The organism is Micromonospora sp. HB375 (assembly GCF_017872985.1).
Taxonomy (GTDB): domain Bacteria; phylum Actinomycetota; class Actinomycetes; order Mycobacteriales; family Micromonosporaceae; genus Micromonospora; species Micromonospora chalcea.
This window is the reverse complement of sequence record NZ_JAGGJO010000001.1, coordinates 6,260,508-6,283,317: the sequence shown is the minus strand read 5'-3', so window position 1 is coordinate 6,283,317 and position 22,810 is coordinate 6,260,508. Positions and strand designations below refer to the sequence as shown.

The following is a 22,810-nucleotide window of genomic DNA, read 5'->3' as shown; positions in this document are numbered from 1 at the left end:
CGGCGGCCCGGTCCCCTCCCGGCGCCTCCCCGGCCGGGGCGCCCGGCCACGAGCAGGCCCAGCACGAGGATCGCCACCGCGCACGCCAGCAGGGTGGGCCGCGCCCCGAGCAACGCGGTCGCCGGACCGCCGAGCATGGTGCCCAGCGGCACCGACAGCACCAGGAGAGCCCCGTTCGCCGCCAGTACGCGAGGCAGGTCGGCGGCCCCGGCCCGGCGCTGGAACAACACCGTCACGGTCGGCTGGTAGGGGGCCCAGACCAGCCCGGCGAGCGCGAACGCGGACAGTGACAGCACCACCGGTGCGCCCAGGCCGAGCGGCAGCAGCGCGGTGCCGAACAACGCCACGATGCCGGCGAGCGTGGTCCGCGGCGGCCAGCCGCGCAGGTGCCCGGTGAGCAGCCCGCCGAGCAGCGAGCCGACGCCGAACGCGGTGTAGTAGGCCGCGAGCGTCCCGGCGGAGGCGTGCAGGTCGTCGGTGACGTGCACCGGCATGGCCACGTAGAACGGGCCGAAGAGGAAGAAGAACGCGAAGGACAGCGACAGCAGACCGAGCAGCGACCGGTCCCGCGCGATGATCCGGAATCCGGAGGCCGGTCGTTCTGCGCGGTTGCCCGTGCCCGCGTTGCTCGCGTGGCGGTCTGTGCCCGCGCTGCCTGTGTGGCGGGCTGTTCCCACGTGGCGGGTGGTCGGGATGACGAGGCGGTAGCTGACGGCCAGCACGGCGAAGCTGACCGCGTCGATCGCGATCACCCACACCGGGCCCACCCCGGCGATGAGCAGACCGGCCAGCGGCGGCCCCACGATCGTCGCCGCCTGGCCGAGGGTCCCGAGCAGCGCGTTCGCGGCCAGGTGGTGCCGCTGCGGCAGCAGCTCGGCCACGAGCGTGAACCGACCGGCCGACCCCCACGGGTGCAACAGCGAGGACACCGCCAGCAGGACGACGTAGAGACCGGCGTCCAGCACCCCGACGAGGTGTGCGGCCGGGATCGCGCCCAGCGCGGCCGCCCGTACCGTGGCGTCCCAGCCCGCGAGCTGAGCCCCGCTCCGCCCACCCAGCCAGCGACCGAGCAGCACCGCACCGGCCGCCCCCGGCAGCGTGTACGCCGCCACCGCCAACGCGGTCCAGGTGCCGCGCTGCCCCTCCGGGGCGAGTTGCAGCGCCAGCCACGTCACCGCGACCAGGGCCAGCCCGTCACCGAGCGCGGACGTGGCGAGGCCCGGCAGCAGCCGGCGCAGCACGGGATGGCCGAGCACCGGACGGTAGGGGAGGAGCAGCGCGGAGGTCATGGCTACCACCCGACCCCACGCCCGCCCTCCGGAACAACGAAGTTGCCTGTGGGCAGAAGCCGGCCGGAAACGACGGAACCTTTCCGCCCCGCCGTGAGTGGAACAAGCTGAGCAGGGAGGTGAGGGTGTCCGACGACGACGTGATCGCGGATGTCTATGCCGGGTGTTTCCGGCGGCTGGTCGTTCAGCTCTACGCGGTGACCGGTGACCTGAGCGAGGCGCAGGAGGCGGTACAGGAGGCGTTCACCCGGGCGCTCGCCGCGCCCCGCCGGTTCGCCGGCCTCGACAACCCGGAGGCGTGGCTGCGCCGGGTGGCGGTCAATGTCGCCCGCAGCCGGCATCGGCGTCGGCGGGTGCTCGACGGGCTGCTGCGACGGACGTGGTCGCCGCCGGTGGTCGCCGACAGCGCGCCGGAGCATCTGGCGCTGCTGGCCGCGCTGCGGCGCCTGCCGGACGGGCAGAGGCACGCGCTGGCCCTGCACTACCTCGTGGACCTGCCGGTCGAGGAGGTGGCGCGAACCCTGGGCGTCTCCGTCGGCACGGTCAAGTCCCGGCTGTCCCGGGGGCGTCAGGCGCTCGCCCTGCTGCTCTCCCCAGCCGACACCGTCGATGCCGTAGCCAGTCGTAGGAGGGTCGATGTCCGATCGTGAGTTCAGCGGGTTCGACGTGGACACCATCACCGACGCCGTTCGTCAGCCACCGCTCGACGATCTCCGGGCCGCCGTCGACTCGCGTCGTCGGCACCGCAGAAGCGGGATGGCGTTGGCCGCTGTGGCGGTCCTAGTGGTGGCCATCGGGGCCACCGCGCTCGTCCGCGCACCCCGCCAAACCGACCCGGTGCCACCGGCTGGGCCGTCGCCCACCCCGACCGTGACCACCGCCGCCGGCACACCCGAGGACTGGGCCCGGATCGACGCGGCCGTCATCCCGGCGCTGCTTCGACAGGCGCCCGAGCTGAGCGGCCCGGCCCCGCACGACCTGCTCAGCAACTGGAACAAGCAAGGCGGGACGGAGGGAGAGACGACTCTCACCGGCTACTGGGGTCAGGGCACCCTCGGCGCCGGGAACGGCAACGCTCACCTGTCGGTCCAGCTCACGCGAAACGCCGGTACCTCCCTCGCGTCGATGATCACCACTGCCTGCCCCTCCCGCACGGCGAGCGGCACCTGTGTGCAGCAGTTGGGCCCCGCGGGCGAGAAGATCAAAGTACGAACCTCGCTCCGGGAGCACCGGCTTCCGGCGGAGCGCGGCGCCGGGGTCGTGCGGTACGAGACGCTCAGCGTGGACCTGCTCCGGCCCGACGGGTCCGCAGCGTCCCTCCGCCTCACCGCGAGGAACGGATCTCTGCCACTGACACCGGACCAGGCAATCGGCGTGGTGCTCGATCCGCACCTGGTCCTCGGCCCCGCGACGTCCGCCACGCCTGCTGTCGAGGCGACGGACTAGGAGATATCCCTTCGCGGGTGCGACCGGCCGGCCGGTCGCACCCGCCTTCGGCATGACGGAGGCCCGCCGACGGCTCACGGTCCATGGTGGTTGCGGTAGGCCGCCGTGGGTGTTCGAGGAGTCTGCAACACGTTCCGATCATGCGTCCGGCCGAAGGGGTCGTGTCCCATCAGCGGTCCTTGCCCGCGAGGGGTCGGAGCGCGCGCCGGGTCGAGGAGAGGCCGACCGACATCCGCGCGGATGGCAAGGCCAGGCCGGCCCGATGACCAGGCCGGCCAGAGTCCCCCTTACCGGTAGTTGGTGAACTGAAGAGCCAGACCGAAGTCCTCGCCCTTGAGCAGCGTGATGACGGCCTGGAGGTCGTCCTTCTTCTTGCCGGTGACGCGGAGCTGGTCGCCCTGGATCTGCGCCTGCACGCCCTTCGGGCCCTCGTCGCGGATCTTCTTGCTGATCGCCTTGGCCTTGTCCGAGTCGATGCCCTGCACCACCTTGGCATCGATCTTGAAGATCTTGCCCGACTGCTTGGGCTCGCCGGCATCGAGTGACTTCAGCGAGATGTTCCGCTTGATCAGCTTCTCCTTGAAGACCTCCAGCGCGGCCCGTACGCGCTCCTCGGTCTCCGCCTGGATGCTGATCGCCTCCTCGCCCGACCAGGAGATCTCGGCACCCGTGCCCCGGAAGTCGAACCGCGTCGAGAGCTCCTTCTCCGACTGGCGGAGAGCGTTGTCGACCTCCTGCCGGTCGACCTTGCTCACGATGTCGAACGAGGGGTTCGCTGCCATGCTCATGCTCCTGCTGTCCGGCGGTCTGTCCTGGTCCGTCCCGCGCTGACCAGCGTGGGACCTCCTGACGGTACCCGGTTGCGGCGGTACCGGGGGCAACCGCTATCCTTGCTTCCGCCGCCGCGTTGCGACGCGGTGGTGTGCCCTGGCGGGTTGCCCGAGCGGCCAATGGGAGCGGACTGTAAATCCGTCGCGAAAGCTACAGAGGTTCGAATCCTCTACCCGCCACCAGGTGCAGATGCGGCCCCTGACCAGCAGAGATGCTGATCAGGGGCCGTTCTCGTCTGTCCGGCCTGGTCCGGCTGAGTCCAGCCGTCTACGACTGGTTGTGGGCAGATGGTGGGCAGGTCGATCTTGCCCGCTGAGGGCTCTTCTGGGGCTGCGAACGCTGGGGTTGGTGTCTGGTCCTCGCTTGGCGGAGTCCGTGCGTGTGGTGATCGGCTGATGGGTCCGCGGCGAGGTATCGCCGGCTGCGGGAGAGGGCCGGGGGCAAGCCAGTCCCGGGGTTGGACTGGCGCGGCAGCCGGAAGCCCTGATTGTCGACGACGCCGACCGGTTCGGCTTCCGTACCGCCTGGCCGTGATCGTGCAGCCGACCGGATCAGCAGACTCGGGGGCGGCGGTCCGGCGGCAGTCGGTGGCTCTCCGCCCCGGCGCCGGAGGCGGCCGGGGCGGCTTGCCGCCGGCCGGGTTACCGCCCCGCGCCGCGCGGAGCGCGGCGCCTTGATCCAGAACAGGGAGAATCGGCAACGGGGCAAGGGACGTATGTCCGGGCAACACAGCGCGTGACACGTCTCTTTCCGCGGACGTGCCATCCACGTTCCTCCTGGCCACGAGTACAGTGCTGCCCCGGTGACTTAAATCGACACTCGAAATCGGACGCTGAGCACGTTAGAGTTTCATACCGTGCATCGGGCGTACGAGGGGGTGAAAGTCTGTGGCGCACAAGCTTCAGCTGGTGTCGGTTACGCGACTTCTCCTTGACCAATCGAACGCCAGGCTAGGTGACGAGCAGACAACGCAGCAGGCTACCCAGCTTGCACTGGCCCAGCTGCTTGGTCCTCAGCTTCTAGAGATCGCGGAAGACATCGTAAAAAACGGCCTTGATCCAACGGCATTACTGGCAGTTACTCCTGACGGCGCCCCACGCTCGAAGTTCAGGGTGATTGAGGGCAACCGCAGATTGCTGGCCCTGAAGGTACTAGACACACCCGCCATTATCGACGGCGTCTTCAGCGCTGCCCGTCGAAAGCGTCTCGTTGCCCTCTCGGAGACGTTCCGTGCCCGCCCCATCTCATCTGTCCAATGCGCCATCTTTGAAGTAGAAGAGGACGCGCGCCATTGGATCGAACTGCGGCACACGGGTGCCAACGGCGGGGTGGGACTCGTCGAATGGGACAGCAATGAACAGGACAGGTATCGCACCCGTCACGGTCAACCGGATGAGCGAAAGCCCGCGGGCCAGATCATCGACTTCGTGAGTCAGTTTTACCCAGCCAAACCCGGAGACAAGCGCATCTTCACTACACTCGAACGTGTCGTAGCGACGCCGGCAGTTCGAGAGAAGCTAGGAATCGAAGTCGACGGCGGAAAGGTGTATTCAAACTTTCCGGTCGAAGAGGTACTTAAGGGCCTGAGTAGGCTGGTAGCTGATCTCCGCTCTGGTGATGTCAAGGTCACGGATGTCTATTACGAAGAGGATCGTCTGCGGTACCTGGACACGCTCACACCGGAGGAATTGCCGGACCTGTCTACCCGGATGCCAACCAGGCAGTTGCTGGTATCCCTGAACGTGAGCGAAGCGGACGACCCTGTTCCCGCCGCATCGCCACCGAAGCAGCGCGTTCCAGAGGGGCGGCCACAGGCGGATTTCGACCCGACTTCAAGCCAGCCGGTGGGCGGATCTGGCTCGGCAGGTGCGAACAACGCTGGGCATGCGCGCGATTCCTCCGCTGGGACTCCTGGTGAGGGGCCACAGCAACCTCAGGAGGCGGCGACCAAGACCCTGCGGCCTAGTCGGTTGAGGCCTCTTAAGAAGCGCACTACTACGATCCCGAAGAACTGCGTCCTCTACATTGCTGATCGCCGGATAAATCCCATATATCATGAGCTGTGTCGACTTGACGTCGACCAGTTCTCCAATGCCTGCGCGGTACTGCTCCGCGTCTTCGTTGAACTAAGCGCGGACGCCTATATTGAGAAGCACAATCTCATTGCCGAATCTGAGCGACGCAACACTAAGCTTAAGAAGAAGCTTGTAGACGTAGCTAGTCACTTGAAGCAACTCGGCAAGATAGACACGCAACTTCAGAGGACTGTAGACAAATTTTCTAATAGCGACGGCATGTTCAATTCATCTATTGTTACCTTGCATCAGTACGTTCACAACCCGAAGACTTACCCGGTGCCGAGTGAGATTCGTACGGCCTGGGACGAAATTGAGCCGTTTATGACTGCGCTCTGGGCCAAGTGAAGCATGGAGACTGTTGGTTCTGCGGCGCGCTATCCTTCCCCTCTCCGGTATCCAGGAGGCAAGGGAAAGGTTGCGAACTTTCTCAAGCTCTTAATTGTCGGCAATGACCTGACAGGCATCGATTACGTTGAGCCTTACGCGGGCGGTGCTAGCGTTGCGCTGACGTTGCTGTTTGAGGATTACGTCAGCAATGCTCAGATCAATGACTTGAATCAGGGTGTGTACCAGTTCTGGCGCCTGGCTGTCAATGACCCGGATGCTTTGTGTCGTAGAATCAGGGCCGCCAGACTTGATCTAGATGAATGGCAGCGGCAGAAGCGTATTTATGCCGCCGCCGACACTGCGCCCGAAGATCTCGCCTTCGCGACTTTCTATCTTAATCGAACAAACAGGTCTGGAATTATTTCCCGTGGGGGTGTCATTGGCGGCAACGACCAGAGCGGAAATTGGAAGATTGACGCCCGCTTCAACAAAGACTCGCTATGTTCTCGCATTCTGAAGATCGCGCGATTTGCGCCTCGTTTGACAGTTACTAATCATGACGCGGTCGAATTGCTTGAGGCTAGCGCTAATCGTAGCGATCCGGCACTCCACTATCTAGACCCGCCGTACTACCTCAAAGGTTCGCGACTGTACGACAACTTCTACAGCCACGACGACCATCTTGCAGTTAGCAGCACGGTGCGCAGCATGAAGGGTCCTTGGGTCGTATCTTACGACGCGGATCCAGAAATTCTCGCTATGTATTCCGGCAGCGAAAGTATGCGATACATCCTCGGGTATAGCGCATCGAAGTCACCCAACGGTACCGAGGTGATGTTCTTTTCTGACGACCTCGTCATTCCCGACGTCTCGTCGCCGGCAGGAATTTCGTCTTCTGCCGTAGATGCGGCCAGGGCTCCGGCTACCTTATTCTGAGCTTCGGCGCGGGTGCCGTTTGGCTACCTGCGTTCCGAGGGGGCGGGTCGTCGTAATGCGGCTGTCGGCATTCCGCCACGCGGCTTGTGCTGCCCCTTGTGGGTGCGTATAGGTGGCCTGGCTTCGGCTGAGCTAGGTGCGACGAATCTAGTGCCTTACGCGGGGAAGTGTGTAAGTCCTGACGACGGTTCCGACGGCGCCGTCTTCTCGGGTAACAGTTTGTTGCTCGATTAGAACGGTGTTCACCTCCACGCCGAAAAGGTCTGCAAGTTCTTGATCAGCTGATACCTCGCGCTCCCGAATATCCATCTCGGAGAACTTGCTCATGTCGGCGATGCGCCGACCAGGATTAGCGTAGGTGCCGCGCCCGTGTTCGGTGGCGACCAAGCGGTCATCCCGCAAGACTGCTATCGCTTGGCGGATCGTGCCACGGCTGGCTCGGAACTCAGCAGTAAGGGCGCTCTCGGTAGGCAGCAGCGCCCCTGGGGGAATTGAGCCGCTCTCGATGCGCTCTCTTAGTTCGTCCGCGATCAGGCGGTAGCGGGGCTGGCCGTAGCGAGGCGGTCCGTGGTGCGGGGTGGGCACCTGCTCACCGTACCTGGCACTTGTCTTACCAAGTGCCAACCATGCGACCCGTTTCGGCATCTAGACAACTCATCCACTTGTAGATACGTTTCCTTGTGTGCGGCCGGGGTGACGGCTCGTATCAGGGGTGGTGTCGCGCCGGCCCTGGCTGCACCTGATGCGCGGCGTCCTGTCGGACCGGTTGCGGTAGCCGCGCGGAAGTTGGCTCGGCGATATCCGACCCCGTCTGCGTCGGACGGTGCGCCGTGCCTTCATACGGGCCGGTGGCCGGTTGCATTCCCCCGTGGCTGGCCGCCTGCTCCCGTCTACCCGTGGAGGTGCGATGTCTGGATCTCATCGTCGGCGCGGATGGTTCTCCTTGTGGTGGTGCCGGAAGCGCCCGCCAGCGGGGGCCGATAGCCGCATCCCGGTTCCGCGCTCGGAGGTCAGCCCGCCTACGCCCTGGTGGTCCGTTGCGCCGACCCGCGAGATGCCCGCATTGCCTCATGCGCCGTTGATGACGCTGGCGCAGACCTACCGGGGCAACGGTGGGCGGTGGCCGCGGTGACGCGTACGAGCAAGCCGACCGTCGCCGTCACGCATCCGGACTGGTGCGACCCCGCCCGCTGCGGCCACCTGGTGCCGCCTCTGATGACGCACATGGCCCGCCAGCACCGGGGTGAGATGTTCCGCGTCGGCGAGACCCGGGGAAGCGGCACGGTCGTCACGTACCTCATCGGTGCGGACACCCGGCCGCCCATGATTGCCGTGCACGCCACGTCGCGGGCGGGGAACGGCTGGGCGGAGTTGTCGGTGAGTCAGGCTGCCCAGTTGGTTGAGCGACTTGGCGCTCTGGTGGTGCAGGCCGGCGATGCCGGGAGTGACGATGACTGAACATGCAACCGAGGTCGAGATCGACGGGCCGTCGAGCGCATGCCCGAAGTGGTGCCGGGGCTGTGGGCCGAACGATCCGATGCACCGGGGTTTCCTCGCCACCGTCGGGCGGGAGGACACGGGCTGGATCAGCACCCAACTGCTGCTCGACCGCTTCGAGCGGCGCGGCCTGACGGTCAAGCTCGATGCCACCCGTAGCGGCGCCACTCAAGCTGTCCTGCTTTCCCTGGCCCAACTGGATCGGCTCATCTACGAACTGACCTACGCCCGGCTGATGATGATGTCCAAAGGCCGGCCCGTGGAGGGGCGCGATGAGCGCCACTGACCCCCGACTTTCCAGGCGCACACCAGGACCTGCCGAGCAGCGGACGAAAAGACCGCCGGCGACCGTCGCTCCGATACCTGAGCGGCCCGCTGGCGGGACCACCTGGCAGACGTTGGAACGTCTAGGGGGTACGGTGGCCGGTGTGCAAGCCCGGGACTGGCGCCCTCGCTACCTGCAACTCGCAGAGGAGTTGCGGGCGAAGATCACGCGCGGCGAACTGGCCCCCGGCACGCTGATGCCTAGCGAAACCGAGTTGGCCGACACGTCGGGCCTGTCGCGCACCAGCGTCCGCAACGCCATCCGGCAGCTCCGTGAATGGGGCCTGGTCCGCGCAGAGCAGGGGCGCGGCACCTACGTGCGAGCACCCCGCCAGCGCGTACGCCGGCGCAACACCGAGCGGTACCAGTGGGAGAAGGATCGGGTCCTGCTCGACGAGGCCGAGCGGTTGAAGACCGGGGCCATCGAACACGACACCGGCCTGACGGTCGACGACCTCAAGTTCCACGCCGAGTACACCCGCGTGGAAGCGGATGAGGACATGGCGGCGGCCCTTCGGGTCGAGCCGGGCACTCCGCTGCTGCGCCGGGTCTACTGGACGTCCTCGCGGCATGAGAACGCGCCGCTGACTATGTCGTACTCGTACCTGCCCTACGACCTGGTGGCGGCGAACCCGGACCTGCTCGACGCGGGCAAGGAGCCCTGGCCGGGCGGCACTCAGCACCAGCTTTACACGCTCGGCGTCGAGGTGGACCAGATCGACGACGTGATCCGTGCCCGCCCGCCGTCGCCGGACGAGGCCGAGCTGTTGGACATCGACCCGGGCGTCTCGGTGCTCACCGTCCGCAAAACCTCGATCGACACCCAGGGTCGCGTCGTCGAGGTCGCCGACGTGGTGATGCCGGGTGACCGGACCGAGCTTGTCTACTCCCACAAACTCCAGCGGTGGGAAACTTGACGCAGATCGTCTCGGTCATCACGCCCGTCCACGCGCCCAGCATCGAGCACCTCGCTGGCGCTTACGCCTCGTTGGCCAAGCAGGAGATGCCCGACGGGTGGGACTGGCAGTGGCTGGTCCAGGAGGACGGCCAGAGCGGCGCGCTGGTCGACGCGCTGCCCGACGATCCTCGGATCAGCCTCGGCACTGGTCGATCGGGTGGGCCTGGCGTCGCTCGTACCCTGGCGTTGTCACGAGTCTCTGGGGACCTGATCAAGGTCCTGGACGCCGACGACCAGTTGACGCCCGGCGCGCTCGCCCGGGACGTCGCCGCGTTCGACGCGCACCCGCAGATCGGCTGGACGACCTCGCGGGTGCTCGATCTGCTACCCGACGGGTCTACCGCCGGCTGGGACAAGGACCCGGCCGGCGGCGTCGTCGCCCGCGGCTCCGTCCTGTCCTTCTGGCAGGCCAACGGCTACCGGGCGTCCGTGCACCCCGCAACGCTCTGCCTGCGGCGCGACCTCGTCTTTGCCCTGGGTGGCTGGATGGCGTTGCCTGCCTCCGAGGACACCGGGCTCCTCCTCGCCGCCAACGCGGTCAGCGACGGGTACTTCACCCGCGAATACGGCTTGCTGTACCGGAAGTGGCCCGGCCAAGTGACCAGCCAGGCCGCGCACCGCGAGCCCACCGAGTACCAGGGACGCATGAAAATCATCGAGGCCAGAGCCGAAGCCCTGACCTCGATGCTGCCCGACGGACTGCCACTCACCCCTCCGCCGGCGTAGCTTCATGCCCCGGCATGCCGTGGGTGCGGCGCTGCTGCTTCATCTCGGCCTCGTAGATGTGCCGCCGACCGCCGGCTAGCTTCTCCCGGGCATCGCGCTCGATCTCCTGGAAGGCGGCGTAGTAGCCGTCATCGAACTCCTCCATGATCTGGAAGGTCCAGCGGCCAGGGAGCACGTTTCGTCCCAACAATTCGTGCTCGACTCGGTCCGCGATTTCGACGTGTCCTGCCGTCCGTAGGAGTTTGACTACTCGGTCAAGCGTAAGGTCTGCGCCCCGACTAGCTGGTGAGCTGAATACAGATGACCCCTTACCCGGTGGATGGTCTCCAAAGCCTTACTCAGTTCGCCAAGTCCCTCGACCGTGGTGTCATCCAACCCGGCTGGCCTCTCGTGCTTGGAGTCTGAGCCGATGACGCCTTGTTCCTTCTTCATGAGACGCCCATACCCACGTCTCGGTTGCACACACATACCTCTAGTCCTCTGGGTGGGGAGGGTTCTCATCGGCCTCATCGGCATGACTGATGACCGCATTCTGCATTCGAGCACTTTGAAGGTTTGCTCCGTTAAGGTCCGCGCCTATTAAGGTTGCGTGATTGAGGCTGGCGCTCGATAGTTGAGCGGAAACGAGTTGCGCGCCCGTCAACCTTGCAAAGCTTAGGTTAGCGCGTGAAAGATTGGCGTAGCTGAAGTTCGCCCCAACAAGCTGAGTGCGGCGAAGATCGGCTCCACGAAGGTTCGCTGAGTGCAGGTTCGCTTGATATAGGTTTGCATCCTCCATATTGGCCTCAACCAAATGTGAATTCACTAGCTCGGCCTCGCTCATGCGGGATTTCGCCAAGCGAGCTTGGGCTAGGCTTGCCCGCCCCAGCCGCACCTGTGAGAGCTCTGCACTCCTTAGGTTTGCGCCGTCGAATAGTGCACCCCGTGCGCTTGCCCCCGACAGATTGCACTCTTGCAGGTCGGCACCCCTAAAGTCTGCGTCGTCCAACTGGGCATCTGCCAGATTAACTGCCCGTAAGTGCAAGTCATGGAAATCTAAGAGGTGGCGGTCGGACTGATGTTTCTTGGGGCGATGAGCTAGCGCGGTAAAGGCGGCTTGAACGTCCGCTTCCGGCTCGTTCGGAAGCTGGCGATGCGGGTAAATCGAGGGCGCCGTATCGTTGAAGTCCCCGGCCCTCGGGGCGCGAGCGCGTATGAAGGCAGCCAGCACCTCCACGCAGTCAAGATAATGGTCTGGAGAGTCTTGCATAACATGACCGAGTGCCCGGATGCCACCGATGCGGATATAAAGCTCATTGGAGCCGAGGCGCTCTAACGATTTTGCAAATCGGTCCGTTACTTGGCCCCGGTGGGCTAAGCGATAATTACGCGCCGTATACAGGAGACCCGCGCCGACAACGAGCGCACTCACGACTGAGATCACCAAAAGTCGTGCATTATGGGCTGCGGTAAGCCTGGCCTCTGGGCTTGCCGCCGACAGGTCCAGGGTCAGGATATCTGGAGCTTTCCAAAGGGCAACGACGTACAGCCCGAGCGCGACCGTCGCTAGGGGTGCCATCCAAGCAATGGGGTGGACGGCAAATTTGCCCCTCCTCTCACGGAAAGCATTTATCTTTATCTGCTTCCATATCTTTAGTCGCCAGTAGAGGCTTCGCAGTCTCTGCACCTCTACATGATGCTTGCCGAGCGACAATCCCGCAGGCGACAAAAACGGCGAAGACATTAAAGCGCGCAACACGGGCATGAGCCGGGTGGGCTAACTTGTTGACTTGTCTGCCAAGTGCCGTCTACCTTGGACCGCAACTTGGCAGACAAGTTAACGACCTGGAGGTTGAGCGATGGCTCTGCGAGGCGGAACCCGGTTCGCCGTGCGGTTCGAAGACGTGTTCCCGGCGGGGTGCGCGTTAGTGCCCGAGTCGATGGGTGAGGTCGAGGACTACGACGAGAAGACCGGCCGTCGCAGCCCGGCTAAGGACAAGGTGACCGGCCAGCGGGTGTGGCAGGTCCGGGTGATGGACCTCGATCCCGAGCTGGGGAAGCGGTCCCGGGAGACGACGGTGAAGATCTCCGCCGACTACCAGCCGGTGCCGCCGACGGGTGCGCCGTTCGAGGCGGTGGAGTTCGACGGGATGACGGTCACGCCGTACGTGAGCAACAACGGCCGAATGGCGTACTCGCTGCGTGCGACCGGGCTGCGGGCCCCGGCGGGCGTGACCAAGAAGGCGGCGGCGTAGCCGCATCAGGTGGGGCGGGGCTGTCAGGTCTTGGCGGACGGCAGCCCCGCCCTCTGTCTCTTCCCCCTGCTCAGGCGAGAGAGGTAGTGACATGTCCAAGGGTATGCCTGCCGTCGGGTGGGTGCTGGTGGCGGCCGTGCGGGGTGCGCGATGATCCGCCGGCCGCGTGGTGAGGTCGTGATGACCACGGCCGGGGATCTGATGGTGATCCGGCCGCGCCGGCTGGAGCTGCCGGTCTGGCTGATAGCGCTGGGCCTGGTGCTGCGGTGGCTGTGGCGCGGTCTGTGGTGGTGCCTTCGCCACCCGGTCTCCGTCGGCCTGGTGGTGGCCGCGGTGCTGCTCTATCGGGAGTTCGGTCGCTCGGGACTGATCGTGCCGCTGGTCCTGGCGGGCTTCGTGTCGGCGGTTTGGCGGTGGAAGCACGAGGCGTCCTGGTGGGCCTGGTGCGCCGGCCCGGTGCTGGGCCGCATCCGTCAGGTGTTCGTCTACCGGCGGGCGTGGCGGGAGGCCATGACGCTGTGCGGGCTGACCCGCACGTATGACCATCGGGCCGTCCTGCCGCAGTTGTTGCGGGTGCGGTCGGATCAGGCGCTCGACGTGCTGACCATCCGCATGGTGCGGGGCCAGACACCGGAGGAGTTCCAACGGGTCACCGCGAACCTTTCGTACGCCTTTGGCCGCCGGCATGCTCGGGTCTACTCGGAGCGTCCGGGGGAGCCGCCCGTCCGTTCCGGCTACTGGTCGCTCGTGCTGTCGGCGGTCGACCGACTTCGGTACCGCGACCGGCCCTCGCTGGTCTACCTGGCGGTGGTCCGTACCGATGCGCTGCGGACCGTGGTGAAGCCGTTCGACGTGCCCTCGGTACCGGACTTCACCGCGCTGCCGCTGGCTCGACGCGAGGATCTGCGGCACTGGCGCCTGCACCTGCTCGCCACCCACGTACTCATCGGTGGCGCCACCCGCTCCGGCAAGGGCTCGGTGCTGTGGTCGCTGGTGCGGGCCCTCGCCGGCGGGATCACCTCCGGTCTGGTGCGGCTGTGGGTGATCGATCCCAAGGGCGGGATGGAGTTCGCAATGGGGCGGCCGTTGTTCGCCCGGTTCGCCTGCAAGTCCTTCGAGGCCATGGCGGACCTGCTCGACGAGGCCGTCACGGTGATGCGGGAGCGACAGGCCCGGTTGGCCGGCGCGGTGCGGGTCCACACCCCGACTGAGGCTGACCCCCTGGTCGTGGTCGTCATCGACGAGATGGCGGCGCTGACCGCGTACCTCCAGGACGTCGACCTGCGCAAGCGCATCGCGTCCTCGCTGGGGCTGCTGCTGTCGCAGGGTGCCGGCGTTGGCGTCCTGGTGGTGGCCGCGTTGCAGGATCCCCGCAAGGAGGTGCTGCCGTTCCGGGACCTGTTCCCGACCCGGATCGCGCTGGGCCTGACCGAGGCAGCACAGGTCGACCTCGTATTGGGTGACGGCGCCCGCAACCGAGGTGCCCTGGCCGACCAGATGCCCAGGTGGGCCAAGGGCGTCGGGTACGTGATCCTCGACGGCACCCCGGAGCCGGCACGGGTCCGCTTCTCGTACATCTCCGACGACCACATCCGCGAGCTGGCCACCGAGTACGCGGCTCCGGCCGACGCGGCGGACATCCTCGCCCAGGTCGGCCGGGAGACCGCCGACGAACCGACCCGACCGTCGCTGCCTCGGCCCCGTCGCGGGCCACTGCTGCCGGACTCGCTGCTGACCTTCCTCGACCGCGACGCCGACGGGGGAGAGCCGCGGTGACTGCCCCCGCTTTCTACCGGCTGCGCGCCCCGAACCCCGACGGCGCGACCAGCACCGCCGTATCCGTCCGCGTCGACCCGCAACGGCCCGACCCGTACCCGATCTGTCTCGCCGTCGGCGGCGGCCGGCGCCGGATGCACCTGACTCCCGACGAGGCGTGGGCGCTGTGGCGCTGCCTCTCCGAAGCGGTCGCCTCCCTCGGCGAGCCGCCCGAGCACATCCGTACCCGCGTCGCCCCTGCCCGGAGGTAACCGATGTCCCTCAAGCGCTTCTTCCTCGGCACCCACCGCATCAAGCCCCTGAACGTCGACCTCGACGGCTCCCCGGACCGACTCGCCGCCGCCCTGCACGGCCTGGCGCACATGGTCCGCTACCGCGACGACCTCGACGGGCAGCGCATCCGCATCACCATCGTCATCCGCAACCCCGGGAGCGGCCAGTGATCCGCGCTCGCGCCGAGTCCGGCGCGCGGCTGCTGATCCTGCTCGCCGTCGGCACCATGGCCGGCGCCGCCGCCTTCACCCACGTCCACGATCTGACCGTCGCGCACGGGCAGCCGGACTGGATCGGCTGGGCCAACGCGGTGGCCGTCGAGCTGATGGCGATCTACCTCGGGCTGGAGATCCGCGCGCGGCGTCGCGCCGGCCGCCCGGTCGGCATGGTCGGCGTACTCCTGGTCGCCTTCGCCCTGCTGTCCCTCGCCGCCCAGGTCGCGGAAGCCGAACCGTCCGTGTGGGGCTGGATCGTCGCCGCCGTGCCGTCGCTGGCCTTTCTCGCCCTGGTCAAGGTTGTCCTGTCCAGCGCGCCGGCCGTACCGCCGGCCCCTGAGCCGGAGCAGCCGCGGGCCGACTGGTACGACGAGCCGCAGCAGGTCGAGCCCGCCCCGCCGGCTCCGGTGATGCCGCCGGCATCGGCCGCGGTGCTGCCTCCGGTCGGCGTCGTCCCGCCCAACCGGCCACAGGTCGTCGGGATCATTCGATGACCGCTCCCACCCTGCCCGGCCTCGCTCCTGCCGCCCCGAACCCGGTTGCTCCTCGGCAGGGGTCGCGGGCGGCCCGCATGGCGCTGCCCCGCTCGGTCGACGTACTCAAGGAGATCGCCGCCGAGTACGGCGTCTGCGTGCGCCCCCTCGCCATGCGCCGAACCGACCTCGACACCGGCCTGACCGAAGTCATCGACCTGCCCTGCGGCGCGACCCGCGAGGACAAGTGCGCGCCCTGCGCCAAGAAGAACCGACGGCTGCGGCAGGCCCAGATCCGCGAGGGCTGGCACCGCGACGACGAACCGCTACCCGGCCCGGAACCGGCGACGGAGGCGCAGAAGTCCCTGATCCTGTTCCGCGCACACCTGGAGTTCTCCCGCGACGAGGCAGTACGCGCCGCCCAGTGGGACCAGGTCACCGACCTCGACGAGGCAATTCGCGAGGTAGAAGAGGCCATCGCGGCGGAGGGCCTGCGCGGGCGGGTCGGCCCACCCCATGCAGGCGTCGACGAGGACCAGGACGAGGAGCCCGGCCGCCGGCGCAAGCGCTCGACCAGGCGGCGCCAGGACGCACCCGAGCTGCCCCGCCGCAAGGTCGAGCGGCGCACGGTCGGCAAGACCTACACCGGCCGGGACGGCTCGACCTTCCGCCCGTCGATGTGGCTCACGCTCACCCTCGACTCGTACGGTCCGGTCCGCCCCGACGGCACTCCGGTCAACCCCGACCGGTACGACTACCGCCGCGCCGCCTGGGACGCCGTCCACTTCCCTCGACTGCTCGACCGGTTCTGGCAGAACCTGCGCCGCTGTGAGGGCTGGAACGTTCAGTACGCCGGCTGCGTCGAGCCGCAACGGCGACTCGCCCCACACGCTCACTTCGCCATCCGGGGCACCATCCCCCGAGACGTCCTCCGCACCGTCGCGGCGGCAACCTATCACCAGGTGTGGTGGCCGGCGGTCGACGTCCAGCGGTACACCCTCGACCGGCTCCCCGTCTGGGACGAGCAGGCGGCGGCGTGGGTCGACCCCGACACCCGGGAGCCGCTGACCACCTGGACGGAAGCCCTCGACTCCATCGACTACGACCCGGACTCCGAACCGGTGCACGTCGTCCGCTTCGGCACCCAGGTCGACGCCCGCGGCGTCATGCCCGGCACCGAGGACGCCGAGCGGACTATCCGGTACGTCACGAAGTACATCACCAAGCACACCGGCGACTGCCACAAGATCACCACCGATCGGCAACGCGCCCACCTCGATCGGCTCTGGCAGGAACTCCAGCTCACGCCGTGCACCGACCGGTGTGCCAACTGGCTGCTCTACGGCGTCCAGCCGAAGAAGGCACACGCCAAGCTCAAGCCCGGCCGCTGCAAGGGCAAGGTCCACCAACGCGACACCCTCGGCATCGGCGGCCGGCGCATCCTCATCTCCCGCGACTGGTCCGGCAAGACCCTCGCCGACCACAAGCACGACGTACGCGCCTGGGTCCGGGCACTGCTCGGCGCCACCACCGACAGCGCCACCGCCGGGCAGCTCGTCAACGACCAGGGCGCCACCGCCGAACGGATCCGGCACGCCTGGGAACTCGCCCGACCCGACGACCCCGACGTGGGACCGCTGGCCCACCGGCTCATGCGCTCCATCAGCGAACGCGCCCGCTGGCGGTCCGAACTGCTCGCCGCCAAGGACCGGGCCGCGCAGGGGTCCACAGATCTTTCGGCAACTCAGCACAGCGCACAGCACGAAGGGGAGGGGACACAGTGAACGAGGAGTTGTTGACCGTGCCGGAAGTGCTCGCCGAGCTGCGCGTGCCGCGCTCGACCTGGTTCTACTGGCGGCAGACCGGTAAGGGGCCACGGGTCATCAAGCTCCCGAACGGGCAGCTTCGGGTCCGCCGGTCGGCGCTCGGTCGGTGGCTCGGTGAGCTGGAGCAGGACGCGGCATGAAGAGCTACGAGGTCCAGATCTGGGAGATCGGCAAGCGCGCCGACCGGAAGGCTCGGCCCTGGCGGGTCCGTTGGGCGGTGAGCGGCCAGCGCTTCGAGGACATGTTCCGTACCAAAGCCCTGGCGCACTCGTTCCGCGCCGAGCTGGTCCAGGCGGCCAACGCGGGGGAGCCCTTCGACCCGGCCACCGGCCGCCCGGTCTCCGAGGCCAGAACCAAGAACCCCACCACCTGGTACGCGCACAGCCGCGCGTACGTCGAGATGAAGTGGCCGCGGGCGGCGGCCAAGACCCGGCGGTCGATCGTCGAGGCGCTGACCTCCATCACGGTCACCCTGACCCGACCGGCCAAGCGGGGCAGACCGGCTGACGCACTGCTCCGCGAGGCGCTGTACCTCTACGGCCTCAACCCCCGCCGCTGGTCCGACGAGATCCCCACCGAGCACGCGGCGGCCCTCGCCTGGCTGGAAACCGCCTCCCTGCCGGTCGTCGAGCTGGACTCACCCGCGATGGTCCGCCGGGTCCTCGACAGCCTCTGCGTACGCCTCGACGGCAAGCCCGCGGCTGCCTCCACCGTCCAGCGGAAGCGGGCCACCTTTTACAACGTGCTCGGGTACGCCGTCGAGCTGGAGCTGATCGAATCCAACCCGGTCGACAAGGTCCAATGGACGGCTCCCGAGGTGGCGCAGTCCATCGACCGGCGGGTGGTGGCGAACCCTGCCCAGGTCGCCACGCTGCTGGAGGCGGTGAAATCTCTCGGCAAACGCGCCGACAAGGTCACGGCGTTCTTCGGCTGCCTCTACTACGCGGGCATGCGGCCCTCGGAAGCGGCCGACCTGCGGCGGGAGGACTGCGACCTTTCGGGCCGGTGCGCCGACTGCGGCGCGGACTTCGACGACCTGGCGGCGGTCAAGCCTTCCCGGTCCTGCGACCACGAGAAGATCGAATACCGCTGGGGCCGCCTGATGCTCGCCGGCACCTCGCCGCGCGCCGGGTCGCACTGGACCGATGACGGCGGTTCCCACGAACGGCGCGGACTCAAGCACCGGGGGAGAGCAGAGACCCGGACGGTCCCGATCCCGCCCCGGCTCGTCGAGCTGCTGTGCGCGCACGTCGAGAATCACGGGGTAGGTCCGGACGGTCGGTTCTTTAGGGGCCTGCACGGCGGCCCGCTCTCCGAGTCGGTCTACGACCGGTGGTGGAAGCGCGCCCGCGAGAAGGCGCTGACCGAAGCACAGGTCGCCTCGCCGCTCGTCCGCCGGCCCTACGATCTCCGGCACGCGGCGGCCTCGCTCTGGCTGAATGCTGGCGTCCCGCCGACCGAGGTCGCCCGGCGCTTGGGCCACGGTGTCGCCGTCCTCCTCCGGGTCTACGCCAACTGCATCGACGGCGGAGACGACACCATGAACGACCGCATCGGTGGGGCGCTCGGTTGAGCCAAAGGTTAACTGAACCGACAAAACTCCAGCTCTAGGTCGTTAAGAGGTGCCGGCCGAGTGATTCCATCCGGTAGACGAATCAGATCGTCTACCTTGGCGCAACGGACACCGTCCTTCGTGAGATTCACTGCACCTCGCAGGTCCGCGCCAGTCAAATCTGCCATCGCCAGCGCCGCGCCAAGCATGTCGGCGCCTCTCAAATCGGCGCCTCGAAGATCCGCCCAAGTGAGATCGGTGGCATGCATCTTGGCGTACCTGAGATCGGCGCCGACCAGGAAGGCTTTGCTCAGATTGGCGACGCTGACAGTTGAGCCGTACAGGTTCGCCCCTCCCATGAAAGCACCCTTGAGCTGCGTCTTACTCATGAAGGCACCGCGGAGATCAGCGTTGTCGAGGTTTGCACCGTCTAGCTGGGAATCGGCGAGGTTGGCCCCGCCCAAGTTCGTGCCAGCGAGGTTCAGGCCGTGGGGTAAGTAATCATGATCTCGGTTGCGACGACCAAGAACTGTCAGTGCAGCCTGAATGTCAACGGACGTCGTGGGGACTCTGAAATTTTGTGGGCTTGCGGTTGGCGCGATGGGATTTGCCGCAGACGCAGGGGCATGCACCCTAATGAAGGCGGCCACAACCTCTACAACCGCTGGTTGGTCGATGGCGGAGTCGCGCATGATGCGTTCGAGGGAGTAGAGCGCCCCAAGTCGTACATCGATCTTGTCTGCGCCTGCTTGTCCGAGTTGATCAATGGCTTGAGCGAACCGGTCTGCGATCTGTCCTGCTGCCGCGAGGTCCTGCTGTCGGCGGGTGGCCTCCTGCTGGTGCCGGTTGGCTGCGTTGGTGATGAACAAGCCGACGCCGAGGACGATCACCGAGAGGATGCTGCCGATGGCGAGCAGGCGCTGCCAGGGATCGGGTTTCAGCTCAAGAGGTGCGACCGACGCAAGTTCGAGTCGCAAGGACTGTCCTTGGCTGGCAAGCCTTCGGTGGGTAACCCCGGTCGTCGGGCGGTTGGGGGTCCTTGCCCTGCGGGAGGTCGGGCTGGCGGGGCGGACGCTGCCAGCGCGCCAGCCGCTGTGGGCAGCAAGGAAGCGGTCTCTGATCGATGGCACGCCCTCTATTGGACGCCACGCGCTCAAGTTCCGGCGTCAGGCGCGGAGGCTTGTCGTGGGCGGATCGTGGGCGGTCCGCTGATCAGATGGCTCTCAGGATGGAGAAGGCGCAGGTCAGGGGTCGGATGAGGAGCAAGACCGCAGACGCTCTGTAAATCCGTCGCGAAAGCTACAGAGGTTCGAATCCTCTACCCGCCACCAGGTGCAGATACGGCCCCTGAACAGCAGAGATGCTGATCGGGGGCCGTTCTCGTTCGTCTGGCCGAGTCCGGCTGAGTCCAGCCGTCTGCGACTGATTGCGGGCGGGCCACGGAAAGGACGTCCACGACAAGATCGGGGATGATCCGTGGTGGCTCAACCCTGGTCCCTGCCGGCGCCGCTGTCGCCGACCAGTCGTCGAGCTTCGGCGATGACCTCCGCGTCGAGATCCTCGGGCTTGGTGCTGACCAGCATGTGTACCTCGTTGGCGGCCTCGACGTACTCGTAGGCGCTCTCCAGGTTGATCAGTTCGCCTGCCAGGGGAGTCCCGGCGTAGGTGATGAACTGTGAGACCCAGGACGTGAGTTCGCGAGGCGCGATCTTCCTGGCGAGCAGTCGTCGCGCCATGATGCGGAGGACTTCCTCTTCGGCCTTCCGGCTCTCTTCCCCGTAGTAGGTCAGGGAGAGTTCCGCGAACGCATCAGCCAGCCAGCGGCGCAGATCGTCGTCCTCGCTGCCCTTCACGGGGGAGACGCCGGCCAGGATCCGGAGGGTCGGACTGTCGACGCCTGCCACCAGGCAGTCGCAGGCGGCCATGACCACGTCAACCGAGGTGGCGGAGCCGATGCTCCAGAAGACGACGGTGTCGTGAAGGTTGGCAAGAGCCTCTTCCCTGGTCATCGACACATGATCGGTCGGCAAGCTGGTGGTGTCGCGGAAGTTATTGGGCGCCGGGAACGGTGGCAGGGGTGGATCCATGGGCGTTGGGCAAATGGTGGGCCGTGGACCGGCAAGCCCTGGCCGGCCGGCAGGAAAGCAGCAGCTGCCTCGGCCCATCTCGCCGCTGAAGTGCGCTCGTGACGAGCAGAGCGCCGGATCTGCGCCAAATGGGACTGAACTGCTTGATTGGTGTGGGTGCGAGGGGGTGTCTGAGCTTTGCCGTAAGCTGCCGTCCCATGGCGTCGAGCACTGAGGAGCGGGACCGGCTCTACCGAGAGATCCTGCTCGCGCCGCTCCGCATGTCGGCGGATTGCCTTCCCGAGATGGGAGGGGCCGACGAGGTCGACCTTGCCGGCTTCGCCGCGCTGTACGGCGCTGACCCGCTCTGTCACTGAATGGGCGTCGCCTCGCCCCTGATGTTCGCCGCGCAGAGCCGCGGGCGGCATGACGTCGATCCACAGGCAGTTCGGCGTCGGCTGCGAGCGCATCTTCCGCCAGGTCCTCAAGGCGGAGTTCGGACTGTCCGAGAACCAGGTCACATGGTCTGCTCGCGATACCTGACCGGCAACTGGAGTGTCTTCCCCGCCGTGGGCGGGCATGACCCCCTGTCCAGTACTTTCGGCTTCCTGCGGGACGTTGTCGGCTACCTCCGGCGGGACACCACCGACCTGCGCGCCAGGGTGGAGCACGTCCTGCGGCGACTCCTGGAGGCGGCATGACGGAGCTCGTCGAGCGCGCGGCGCACAGCCGCAACGAGCACATGACGTTCCGCGCCAACATGGGTGTGGGGAGGCACGGCTGGTTGCGCCTCACGCCCGCCTACGGCGTACGCCTCGTCCGCGATCGCATGTCGCACATGCCGAACGGCAGCATCATCACCGACCCCTTCTCGGGCACGGGCACGACGCCGCTCGCGGCTGCCGAGCTCGGTCACCGGGGGCAGTCGGTGGACATCAACCCGTTCCTGGTCTGGCTCGGCACGGTCAAGACGACGAACTACCCGGAGGACACGCTCGTCGCGCTCGCTGACGCCGTGACGAGTGTGCTCGACGGGGCGCGGGCGCACGACGAGGACGCCGATCTCTGGCAGCCGAGCCTGTTCAGGATCGAGAAGTGGTGGTCGCCGGGCGCGCTCCACGCCCTCAAGGCGCTTCGGAACGAGATCGACCGTTTCGACGGGCAGATCCGCGACCTGCTGGAGATCGGTCTCTGCCGGTCGCTGATCTCCTGCTCCAACGCGGCTTTCAACCATCAGTCGATGTCCTTCAAGGAAGCGCCGGCCGAGCAGGCGCTCTTCGTGGTCGACGACCTCGACAAGGCGCTCGACACGTACGCCACGGAAATGGCGACGATCATCGAGTCCGCCCGTTTCGACCTCGCCGGCACGGCGGTTGTCCGGCAGGGCGATTCGCGGACGGGTCTGGACGGCCTGGAGCCTGCGGACTTCGTACTGACCTCACCGCCGTACGTGAATCGGATGAGCTACATCCGCGAGCTTCGCCCGTACATGTACTGGCTCCGCTACCTGGACGTGGCCGGCGACGCCGGCGAGCTCGACTGGCGCGCCATCGGTGGCACGTGGGGCACCGCCACGAGCAAGCTGAACACGTGGAAGCCGGACGTCGGGACGCCTGTCGACGGGGCGATGAAGGTGGTCTGCGAGAAGATCGCGGCGGACGGCGGCAAGAACGGTCCGCTGCTTGCCAGCTACGTTCACAAGTACCACCACGACATGTGGCTGCACTTCCAGAGCGTCACGAAGCACTTGAAGCCGGGCGGCAGCGTCTCCTACATCGTCGGAAACTCCACCTTCTACAAGCACGAGGTGCCAGCGCACACCTGGTATGCCGTGATGCTGCGCGAACTCGGCTATTCGGACGTCAAGGTGGAGACCATCCGCAAGCGGAACTCCAACAAGGCGCTGTTCGAGTACGACGTCACCGGCACGAAGCCCGCGTGAACGGGCAGAGGCGGTAGCCGACCGTCAGGGTGCTGCCACCG

24 protein-coding genes, 1 tRNA gene and 2 pseudogenes are annotated in these 22,810 nt (G+C 66.9%); 20 read left to right on the top strand and 7 right to left on the bottom strand.

Translation table 11 applies throughout. The features are described 5' to 3' along the window. Positions 1-41: 41 nt before the first annotated feature. Positions 42-1,289: pseudogene (locus J3R08_RS27925) on the bottom strand (MFS transporter); the annotation flags it as partial. 125 nt (positions 1,290-1,414) lie between these two features. On the opposite strand from J3R08_RS27925, the gene J3R08_RS27920 reads away from it, so the two are divergent. Then, on the top strand, positions 1,415-1,939 hold the full coding sequence (locus J3R08_RS27920) for an RNA polymerase sigma factor (protein ID WP_166456987.1): 525 nt from the start codon (positions 1,415-1,417) through the stop codon (positions 1,937-1,939). Continuing rightward, a complete protein-coding gene (locus J3R08_RS27915; protein ID WP_209963309.1) occupies positions 1,926-2,735 on the top strand; it encodes a hypothetical protein in 810 nt (269 codons plus the stop codon). Before J3R08_RS27920 ends, J3R08_RS27915 begins: the two co-directional genes overlap by 14 nt. 287 nt (positions 2,736-3,022) lie before the next feature. Here J3R08_RS27915 and J3R08_RS27910 read toward each other — a convergent pair whose 3' ends face one another. Beyond that, on the bottom strand, positions 3,023-3,517 hold the full coding sequence (locus J3R08_RS27910) for a YajQ family cyclic di-GMP-binding protein (protein ID WP_064446624.1): 495 nt from the start codon (positions 3,515-3,517) through the stop codon (positions 3,023-3,025). Positions 3,518-3,664: 147 nt separating this feature from the next. Here J3R08_RS27910 and J3R08_RS27905 point away from each other — a divergent pair. The 3 genes from J3R08_RS27905 (at position 3,665) to J3R08_RS27895 (ending at position 6,907) form a co-directional block, all read left to right on the top strand. Beyond that, positions 3,665-3,748: transfer RNA gene (locus J3R08_RS27905), tRNA-Tyr, on the top strand. Between the two features lie 705 nt (positions 3,749-4,453). Next, positions 4,454-5,989: a hypothetical protein gene (locus J3R08_RS27900; protein ID WP_209963307.1), complete on the top strand. Its 1,536-nt coding sequence runs from the start codon at positions 4,454-4,456 to the stop codon at positions 5,987-5,989. A gap of 3 nt (positions 5,990-5,992) precedes the next feature. After that, positions 5,993-6,907, top strand: a complete 915-nt coding sequence (locus J3R08_RS27895; protein ID WP_209963305.1) for a DNA adenine methylase — start codon at positions 5,993-5,995, stop codon at positions 6,905-6,907. Positions 6,908-7,054: 147 nt separating this feature from the next. Here the strand turns inward: J3R08_RS27895 and J3R08_RS27890 are convergent, their stop codons facing one another. Continuing rightward, positions 7,055-7,492 carry a GntR family transcriptional regulator gene (locus J3R08_RS27890; RefSeq protein ID WP_209963302.1) on the bottom strand — a complete coding sequence of 146 codons (438 nt, stop codon included), beginning with the start codon at positions 7,490-7,492 and terminating at the stop codon, positions 7,055-7,057. Positions 7,493-8,026: 534 nt separating this feature from the next. Here J3R08_RS27890 and J3R08_RS32290 point away from each other — a divergent pair. The 4 genes from J3R08_RS32290 (at position 8,027) to J3R08_RS27870 (ending at position 10,412) form a co-directional block, all read left to right on the top strand. Then, positions 8,027-8,365 carry a hypothetical protein gene (locus tag J3R08_RS32290; RefSeq protein ID WP_245254823.1) on the top strand — a complete coding sequence of 113 codons (339 nt, stop codon included), beginning with the start codon at positions 8,027-8,029 and terminating at the stop codon, positions 8,363-8,365. After that, complete coding sequence (locus J3R08_RS27880; protein WP_245254822.1) at positions 8,358-8,690, top strand: hypothetical protein; 333 nt, start codon at positions 8,358-8,360, stop codon at positions 8,688-8,690. The genes J3R08_RS32290 and J3R08_RS27880 overlap by 8 nt, the downstream gene beginning before the upstream one ends. A gap of 133 nt (positions 8,691-8,823) precedes the next feature. Further along, positions 8,824-9,645, top strand: a complete 822-nt coding sequence (locus J3R08_RS27875; protein ID WP_209963299.1) for a GntR family transcriptional regulator — start codon at positions 8,824-8,826, stop codon at positions 9,643-9,645. Next, positions 9,633-10,412, top strand: a complete 780-nt coding sequence (locus J3R08_RS27870) for a glycosyltransferase (protein WP_280841819.1) — start codon at positions 9,633-9,635, stop codon at positions 10,410-10,412. The genes J3R08_RS27875 and J3R08_RS27870 overlap by 13 nt, the downstream gene beginning before the upstream one ends. Here J3R08_RS27870 and J3R08_RS27865 read toward each other — a convergent pair. Together J3R08_RS27865 and J3R08_RS27860 are read right to left on the bottom strand one after the other, a co-directional pair. Then, positions 10,393-10,844 (bottom strand): annotated as a pseudogene (locus J3R08_RS27865) (hypothetical protein). The gene J3R08_RS27870 and the pseudogene J3R08_RS27865 overlap by 20 nt on opposite strands. A 40-nt stretch (positions 10,845-10,884) precedes the next feature. Then, entirely contained in the window at positions 10,885-12,078 is a 1,194-nt protein-coding gene (locus tag J3R08_RS27860; protein WP_209963294.1) for a pentapeptide repeat-containing protein, read from the bottom strand. Between the two features lie 172 nt (positions 12,079-12,250). Here J3R08_RS27860 and J3R08_RS27855 point away from each other — a divergent pair, with 172 nt between their 5' ends. The 8 genes from J3R08_RS27855 (at position 12,251) to J3R08_RS27820 (ending at position 18,782) form a co-directional block, all read left to right on the top strand. Continuing rightward, positions 12,251-12,646 carry a transcriptional regulator gene (locus J3R08_RS27855; RefSeq protein WP_209963292.1) on the top strand — a complete coding sequence of 132 codons (396 nt, stop codon included), beginning with the start codon at positions 12,251-12,253 and terminating at the stop codon, positions 12,644-12,646. Between the two features lie 180 nt (positions 12,647-12,826). After that, the gene (locus J3R08_RS27850) at positions 12,827-14,422 is read left to right on the top strand and encodes an FtsK/SpoIIIE domain-containing protein (protein ID WP_209963288.1); all 1,596 of its coding nucleotides are present in this window, start codon (positions 12,827-12,829) and stop codon (positions 14,420-14,422) included. Next, positions 14,419-14,673, top strand: coding sequence for a hypothetical protein (locus J3R08_RS27845; RefSeq protein ID WP_091664385.1), 255 nt, complete (start codon positions 14,419-14,421; stop codon positions 14,671-14,673). The genes J3R08_RS27850 and J3R08_RS27845 overlap by 4 nt, the downstream gene beginning before the upstream one ends. 3 nt (positions 14,674-14,676) lie before the next feature. Further along, positions 14,677-14,865: a hypothetical protein gene (locus tag J3R08_RS27840; protein WP_091664383.1), complete on the top strand. Its 189-nt coding sequence runs from the start codon at positions 14,677-14,679 to the stop codon at positions 14,863-14,865. Further along, positions 14,862-15,404: a DUF2637 domain-containing protein gene (locus tag J3R08_RS27835; RefSeq protein WP_091664380.1), complete on the top strand. Its 543-nt coding sequence runs from the start codon at positions 14,862-14,864 to the stop codon at positions 15,402-15,404. The genes J3R08_RS27840 and J3R08_RS27835 overlap by 4 nt, the downstream gene beginning before the upstream one ends. Then, a complete protein-coding gene (locus J3R08_RS27830; RefSeq protein WP_209963283.1) occupies positions 15,401-17,167 on the top strand; it encodes a replication initiator in 1,767 nt (588 codons plus the stop codon). The genes J3R08_RS27835 and J3R08_RS27830 overlap by 4 nt, the downstream gene beginning before the upstream one ends. Continuing rightward, on the top strand, positions 17,164-17,349 hold the full coding sequence (locus J3R08_RS27825; RefSeq protein ID WP_018784531.1) for an AlpA family transcriptional regulator: 186 nt from the start codon (positions 17,164-17,166) through the stop codon (positions 17,347-17,349). Before J3R08_RS27830 ends, J3R08_RS27825 begins: the two co-directional genes overlap by 4 nt. Beyond that, positions 17,346-18,782 (top strand): site-specific integrase, encoded by a 1,437-nt coding sequence (locus J3R08_RS27820; protein WP_209963280.1) that lies wholly within the window; start codon positions 17,346-17,348, stop codon positions 18,780-18,782. Before J3R08_RS27825 ends, J3R08_RS27820 begins: the two co-directional genes overlap by 4 nt. An 8-nt stretch (positions 18,783-18,790) precedes the next feature. Here the strand turns inward: J3R08_RS27820 and J3R08_RS27815 are convergent, their stop codons facing one another. Both J3R08_RS27815 and J3R08_RS27810 read right to left on the bottom strand, forming a co-directional pair. Further along, positions 18,791-19,738 (bottom strand): pentapeptide repeat-containing protein, encoded by a 948-nt coding sequence (locus tag J3R08_RS27815; protein ID WP_245254820.1) that lies wholly within the window; start codon positions 19,736-19,738, stop codon positions 18,791-18,793. 507 nt (positions 19,739-20,245) lie between these two features. Beyond that, positions 20,246-20,848: a hypothetical protein gene (locus tag J3R08_RS27810; protein ID WP_124778886.1), complete on the bottom strand. Its 603-nt coding sequence runs from the start codon at positions 20,846-20,848 to the stop codon at positions 20,246-20,248. Positions 20,849-21,045: 197 nt separating this feature from the next. On the opposite strand from J3R08_RS27810, the gene J3R08_RS27805 reads away from it, so the two are divergent. The 3 genes from J3R08_RS27805 to J3R08_RS27795 all read left to right on the top strand — a co-directional run bounded on the left by J3R08_RS27805 (position 21,046) and on the right by J3R08_RS27795 (position 22,769). After that, complete coding sequence (locus tag J3R08_RS27805) at positions 21,046-21,204, top strand: hypothetical protein (protein ID WP_209963278.1); 159 nt, start codon at positions 21,046-21,048, stop codon at positions 21,202-21,204. A gap of 144 nt (positions 21,205-21,348) precedes the next feature. After that, positions 21,349-21,528 carry a hypothetical protein gene (locus tag J3R08_RS27800; protein WP_124778887.1) on the top strand — a complete coding sequence of 60 codons (180 nt, stop codon included), beginning with the start codon at positions 21,349-21,351 and terminating at the stop codon, positions 21,526-21,528. Next, the gene (locus J3R08_RS27795; RefSeq protein ID WP_069088045.1) at positions 21,525-22,769 is read left to right on the top strand and encodes a DNA methyltransferase; all 1,245 of its coding nucleotides are present in this window, start codon (positions 21,525-21,527) and stop codon (positions 22,767-22,769) included. Before J3R08_RS27800 ends, J3R08_RS27795 begins: the two co-directional genes overlap by 4 nt. Positions 22,770-22,810 lie beyond the last annotated feature (41 nt).

What these genes read in the sequence shown, in the direction of transcription:
- J3R08_RS27915 (WP_209963309.1), top strand. Translation starts at nt 1,926, where the DNA reads ATGTCCGATCGTGAGTTCAGCGGGTTCGACGTGGACACCATCACCGAC.
- J3R08_RS27910 (WP_064446624.1), bottom strand. Translation starts at nt 3,517, where the DNA reads ATGGCAGCGAACCCCTCGTTCGACATCGTGAGCAAGGTCGACCGGCAG.
- J3R08_RS27895 (WP_209963305.1), top strand. Translation starts at nt 5,993, where the DNA reads ATGGAGACTGTTGGTTCTGCGGCGCGCTATCCTTCCCCTCTCCGGTAT.
- J3R08_RS27880 (WP_245254822.1), top strand. Translation starts at nt 8,358, where the DNA reads ATGACTGAACATGCAACCGAGGTCGAGATCGACGGGCCGTCGAGCGCA.
- J3R08_RS27855 (WP_209963292.1), top strand. Translation starts at nt 12,251, where the DNA reads ATGGCTCTGCGAGGCGGAACCCGGTTCGCCGTGCGGTTCGAAGACGTG.
- J3R08_RS27850 (WP_209963288.1), top strand. Translation starts at nt 12,827, where the DNA reads ATGACCACGGCCGGGGATCTGATGGTGATCCGGCCGCGCCGGCTGGAG.
- J3R08_RS27840 (WP_091664383.1), top strand. Translation starts at nt 14,677, where the DNA reads ATGTCCCTCAAGCGCTTCTTCCTCGGCACCCACCGCATCAAGCCCCTG.
- J3R08_RS27830 (WP_209963283.1), top strand. Translation starts at nt 15,401, where the DNA reads ATGACCGCTCCCACCCTGCCCGGCCTCGCTCCTGCCGCCCCGAACCCG.
- J3R08_RS27820 (WP_209963280.1), top strand. Translation starts at nt 17,346, where the DNA reads ATGAAGAGCTACGAGGTCCAGATCTGGGAGATCGGCAAGCGCGCCGAC.
- J3R08_RS27810 (WP_124778886.1), bottom strand. Translation starts at nt 20,848, where the DNA reads ATGGATCCACCCCTGCCACCGTTCCCGGCGCCCAATAACTTCCGCGAC.
- J3R08_RS27805 (WP_209963278.1), top strand. Translation starts at nt 21,046, where the DNA reads ATGGCGTCGAGCACTGAGGAGCGGGACCGGCTCTACCGAGAGATCCTG.
- J3R08_RS27800 (WP_124778887.1), top strand. Translation starts at nt 21,349, where the DNA reads ATGGTCTGCTCGCGATACCTGACCGGCAACTGGAGTGTCTTCCCCGCC.
- J3R08_RS27795 (WP_069088045.1), top strand. Translation starts at nt 21,525, where the DNA reads ATGACGGAGCTCGTCGAGCGCGCGGCGCACAGCCGCAACGAGCACATG.